We start from the raw sequence: 3,880 nt of genomic DNA, 5'->3' as shown, positions 1-3,880 counted from the left end.
CCAGCCAAACGGCTCAACGACCTGCTGAACAACGTCTTGAGAAACGACACCTAGCGGCTCGTGCCTTCGATCCGGCTCGTGCCCTCAATATTCGTTCGGTGAAACTTCATCTCATCCCCCTCCGATTCAACGGGGCTAACAAAACACTGCTTGGGCATCCTGGCAAGACGCACTCGCCGTATCGGCGAAAGCTCCTAACGCAATTCAACCCTCACGTCCATACGCCGGATTGGTTGAGAAGCCGTTATCAGGCAGGCCTCAACCCCACGTATGTTACATAATAACATAAGCAGGAATCGTGTTGAATGTAAGGTCGCGGCGGCAGATATTCGATGAATTCCCTGTCATCTGCGCCCGCCGCTGCGAGCCCCCTATGCGCGGAGACCGGCTCTCACTCGGCGCCGCGCCCCATCACCGCCCTCAACCGGATAATCCCGCGCTTCACGCGCCGGTCCCGCGTCGCGAAGACATCGCTATAGGCGGGCGCCAGCAGGACCAGCGTCCAGGGTGCGGGCAGTTCCGGATCCAGCCCGCGCAGGGCTTCGCGCAACTGGCCGGTGATGGCGTGGGCGTCGCTGTCGCGGCACCAGATTTCCAGGGTCAGGCGGTGCTCGATCAGGGTGACGTCATCGGCGTCGCGCGCCAGGGTCTCACTGCGGCCCCAACTGGCATGCGGATAGGCGGCGCTGCGCGAGCGTTCGGCGAAGATCCGCACCGGATCGCCGAGCACGGCCATCACGGCGGCATCACCGGCCATCGCGGTGGTCAGCGCCGCGATCAGCTCGGCCTCGGGCGCGCTCACAGCGATATCCTCCACCATGGGCGAAGCAGCGCCGTCACCGAGGCCGGCATGCCGACATCCAGCCCGCCCTCAAACATCGCCTCGACCAGCTGGCCGATCGCCTCCACCAGCGGTGCAGGCACATCGTCGGGGTCGGTGCCATAGCCGCAGGTGAAGGCGATCTCGATGCCGCCAATACTGCGGCCCGGCTCGGGGAAATGACCGTTTGGCCGCAGCGCCAGACGGCCCGGTTCAGACAGGGTGTCGATAAAAAAGTCCGCCGGATCATGGCTCGTCGGCGTGTCATCGGCGGCATAGGTGGTGATCGCGTCGATGGAAATCAGCGGCGGCTTTGGCAATTTGAACTGGGTGCCGAAGGCGCAGAGCCGGCCATCGCCATCCCAGGCGTCGCGGCGTTCCAGCCAGGTCTGGGAGAGACAGGCGCGGCCCGTATCCCCCTCGACACGCTGGCGCGCGCTTCGTATCAGATGCGTCAGACGCGCATCCTGGCTGCTGTCGGAAATGCGCAGGCGGGCCTTGGCCTGGTCGAGCGAAAGCGGCTCGGCCGCCGGCGGCGTGACGAGGGATAGAGACATGAGTGACTCCGGTTCAAACGAAAACGATCGCGGGCGCTTCACGCGCCAGATTCGGCTCTATGGCGGCGCTGCGGCGGCCTGTGCGGCGCTGGGCAGTGTGCAAACGACCTTCGGCTTTCCCGGCGGGAGCTTTTCATTTGTGCTGGCACTGATCTTCACGGTCAGCACTTTCTTCGCCTGGATGAAAAGCCGCGCATGAACACGCCTGGTCCCGGCCGCCTCAACGCGCTGCAGGCCTGGATCCTGGCCTTCGCCCTGTGCGGTTTGCCGGCCATCGTGCTGGCCTATGGTCTGGTGTTTTACGGTTTCACGGCCGCCGGCCTGATCGATCCGCCCATGATGGCGGCGAAATCAGTGGTGCTGGTCTGGCTGATCCCCGGCCTGGTCGGCACGGCGATCTGGATGCGGCCGGTGGAGAATTATATCCGGCGGGTTTTCTTCGATCTGCCCAGCGTCGAGGCGACGCACGGCACCGAGGCGGGCGATGCGGTGAGCGATGCGGCGGAAAGGGCGCTGATCGAGGCGGTGCAAAGGGAGATCGGACGTCGATAGCCCATTCTTCTCCCTGAGGGAGAAGAATGGGCGTTCAACCGATCAGCTCACCCCGAACTTCAACAGCTTGATCGCCGCAAAATCCTGCACGCCGCCGCCAACACGCTTGGTGGTGTAGAAGAGGACATAGGGCTTGGCCGAATACGGGTCGCGCAGGACCTCGACGCCCTGGCGGTCGAGGACGAGATAGCCCTTGGCGAAATCGCCGAAGGCAATCGAAAAACTGTCGGATCCGATATCCGGCATGTCCTCGGCCTCGGTGACGGGATAGCCGAGCAGGGTCGAGCTGCCGCCCTCGCTCAAGCTTGGCTGCCAGAGATAATTGCCATCGGCATCCTTGAAGCGGCGGACGGCGGAGACGGTGCGCCGGTTCATCACGAAACGCCCCGCGGCGCGATAGCCGGTCTTGGGCGCATAGATCAGATCGATCAGCGCATCGGCCGGATCGCCGGCATCGAATGCGCCATCCGTGCCGGTGGGCACATAGCCGATCTCGCCCCAGGCTTCCGTGCCATCAAGCGCCTTGGTATAGCTCAAAAAGCCCTTGGGCTTGTCACTGCCGTCGCCGGAAACGAAAGCGGCGCTTTCCTGCACCGCGAAGACATCGCGCACTTCCTCGGCCAGCCATTGATCGACATCGACCATGGCATCATCGAGCAATTGCTGCGTCGCCGCCGGCATGGCGTAGAGCTCGGCGCAGGGGAAATCCAGCAGATCCAGGCTCGGCGCCCCGGTTTCCGGCCGTGCCGCCGTCTCGCTCACCCAGCCCGAGGCGGCACCGCCGCGCGAGACCGGTTTGCGGAAGACGGGGGCAGACGTCTGGCGCACCGAGGCGATGGCGCGGATCGGCGAGGCCTCGATCAACAGCCGGTCAATACGCGCCTCGGTCTCGGCCGGCACGACATAGCCGCCATCGGCATTCGTTCCGGCAGACAGCGATTTCGCCTCCGCCAGCCCGGCCAGATCGCCGCGCCGCATATAGCGCGACCAGGCCGCGCTCTCCGCCGAACCATTGGCCCCGGAAAGACCCGGCCGCGCCTCGCCCAGCAGAAGCCGGTCGAGGGCGGATTTCTGGTCGGTCAGGGCGGCATCGATGCGCGCCACCTTCTCGTCGAGCAGGATATCGGCGGAGGCCTTGGCCTCGATCTCGCCGAGGCGCTGGTCATTGGCCTGTTTGAAGGCCTCGAAGGCGGCCAGCACTTCGCCGAGCGCGGCCCGGGTTTCGCCGGAGACCGGGCTCATCTTGGTTTCCTTGGTCATGATGATCCTTGTTGTCAGGCCGCGAGGGCCGGTTGGGAGACAAGCCGCAGGCGGGCCTGCGGCAGCATCGGGAAGGTCACGATCGAGACCTCCCACAGATCCAGTTCAATCAGCTCGCGCCCGCGCGGGGAGCGGCCGGAAAAACGCCTTGTGCGAAAGCCGATCGACAGCCCGTCAATCGCGCCGGAGCGGACCAGCGACAGCGCCGTGCGCCCGCGCGGCCCCTCGGCCAGGATCTCGCCGCGGACATAGAGCCCGCGCTTGTCCTCACGCAGCTCGCGCCAGACCCCGATCGGCTCGGAGGCCTCGTGCTGGAACAGCATCGGCACATGGGTGCGATGGCGCAGGCTGGCGGCGAACGCACCGCGGCGCACGACATCGCCGGCCAGATCGGCGAGATCAAACACACTGGCATGACCCTCGATCAGCAGGGTTTGGGGCATGATGGGCCTCGTTGAATTTGGAAACTTCAAAACAAACGCGCCTTCTCCCGGAGGAGCGCGCAGCGCGAATTCCGGGATCTGCCGGAGGGTGGAGACATCTCGCAAAGCTCCGGCAGGCCCCGGAATAAATCCGGGGGAAGGTGCTCTCTGGTTTTTGGTTGAGAGCGGGAGATTGAGAGGGAAGCGCCGCCCCCTACTCCTCCATCCGCCGCTCGATCCGCACCAGGCTCTCGCGGGCCAGGCGCACT

6 protein-coding genes are annotated in these 3,880 nt (G+C 65.1%); 2 read left to right on the top strand and 4 right to left on the bottom strand.

The window, feature by feature from the left end; translation table 11 throughout:
* Nucleotides 1-391: 391 nt before the first annotated feature.
* The gene (locus AAC023_RS13900) at nt 392-802 is read right to left on the bottom strand and encodes a DUF3168 domain-containing protein (RefSeq protein WP_339741794.1); all 411 of its coding nucleotides are present in this window, start codon (nt 800-802) and stop codon (nt 392-394) included.
* The gene (locus tag AAC023_RS13895) at nt 799-1,377 is read right to left on the bottom strand and encodes a phage head-tail connector protein (protein ID WP_339741792.1); all 579 of its coding nucleotides are present in this window, start codon (nt 1,375-1,377) and stop codon (nt 799-801) included. The genes AAC023_RS13900 and AAC023_RS13895 overlap by 4 nt, the downstream gene beginning before the upstream one ends.
* On the opposite strand from AAC023_RS13895, the gene AAC023_RS13890 reads away from it, so the two are divergent.
* Both AAC023_RS13890 and AAC023_RS13885 read left to right on the top strand, forming a co-directional pair.
* Nucleotides 1,376-1,576, top strand: coding sequence for a hypothetical protein (locus AAC023_RS13890; protein ID WP_339741790.1), 201 nt, complete (start codon nt 1,376-1,378; stop codon nt 1,574-1,576). The two genes, AAC023_RS13895 and AAC023_RS13890, sit on opposite strands and share 2 nt — an antisense overlap.
* Nucleotides 1,573-1,929 (top strand): hypothetical protein, encoded by a 357-nt coding sequence (locus tag AAC023_RS13885; RefSeq protein WP_339741788.1) that lies wholly within the window; start codon nt 1,573-1,575, stop codon nt 1,927-1,929. The genes AAC023_RS13890 and AAC023_RS13885 overlap by 4 nt, the downstream gene beginning before the upstream one ends.
* A gap of 42 nt (nt 1,930-1,971) precedes the next feature.
* On the opposite strand, the gene AAC023_RS13880 is transcribed toward AAC023_RS13885, so the two are convergent.
* The gene (locus AAC023_RS13880) at nt 1,972-3,189 is read right to left on the bottom strand and encodes a phage major capsid protein (protein WP_339741787.1); all 1,218 of its coding nucleotides are present in this window, start codon (nt 3,187-3,189) and stop codon (nt 1,972-1,974) included.
* Between the two features lie 14 nt (nt 3,190-3,203).
* Nucleotides 3,204-3,632, bottom strand: coding sequence for an HK97 family phage prohead protease (locus AAC023_RS13875; protein WP_339741786.1), 429 nt, complete (start codon nt 3,630-3,632; stop codon nt 3,204-3,206).
* Nucleotides 3,633-3,880 lie beyond the last annotated feature (248 nt).

Origin of the sequence: uncultured Maricaulis sp. (assembly GCF_963976135.1) — a bacterium.
Lineage (GTDB): Bacteria > Pseudomonadota > Alphaproteobacteria > Caulobacterales > Maricaulaceae > Maricaulis.
This window is presented reverse-complemented; position numbering and strand designations above follow the sequence as displayed.

What these genes read in the sequence shown, in the direction of transcription:
- AAC023_RS13880 (WP_339741787.1), bottom strand. Translation starts at nt 3,189, where the DNA reads ATGACCAAGGAAACCAAGATGAGCCCGGTCTCCGGCGAAACCCGGGCC.
- AAC023_RS13885 (WP_339741788.1), top strand. Translation starts at nt 1,573, where the DNA reads ATGAACACGCCTGGTCCCGGCCGCCTCAACGCGCTGCAGGCCTGGATC.
- AAC023_RS13890 (WP_339741790.1), top strand. Translation starts at nt 1,376, where the DNA reads ATGAGTGACTCCGGTTCAAACGAAAACGATCGCGGGCGCTTCACGCGC.
- AAC023_RS13895 (WP_339741792.1), bottom strand. Translation starts at nt 1,377, where the DNA reads ATGTCTCTATCCCTCGTCACGCCGCCGGCGGCCGAGCCGCTTTCGCTC.
- AAC023_RS13875 (WP_339741786.1), bottom strand. Translation starts at nt 3,632, where the DNA reads ATGCCCCAAACCCTGCTGATCGAGGGTCATGCCAGTGTGTTTGATCTC.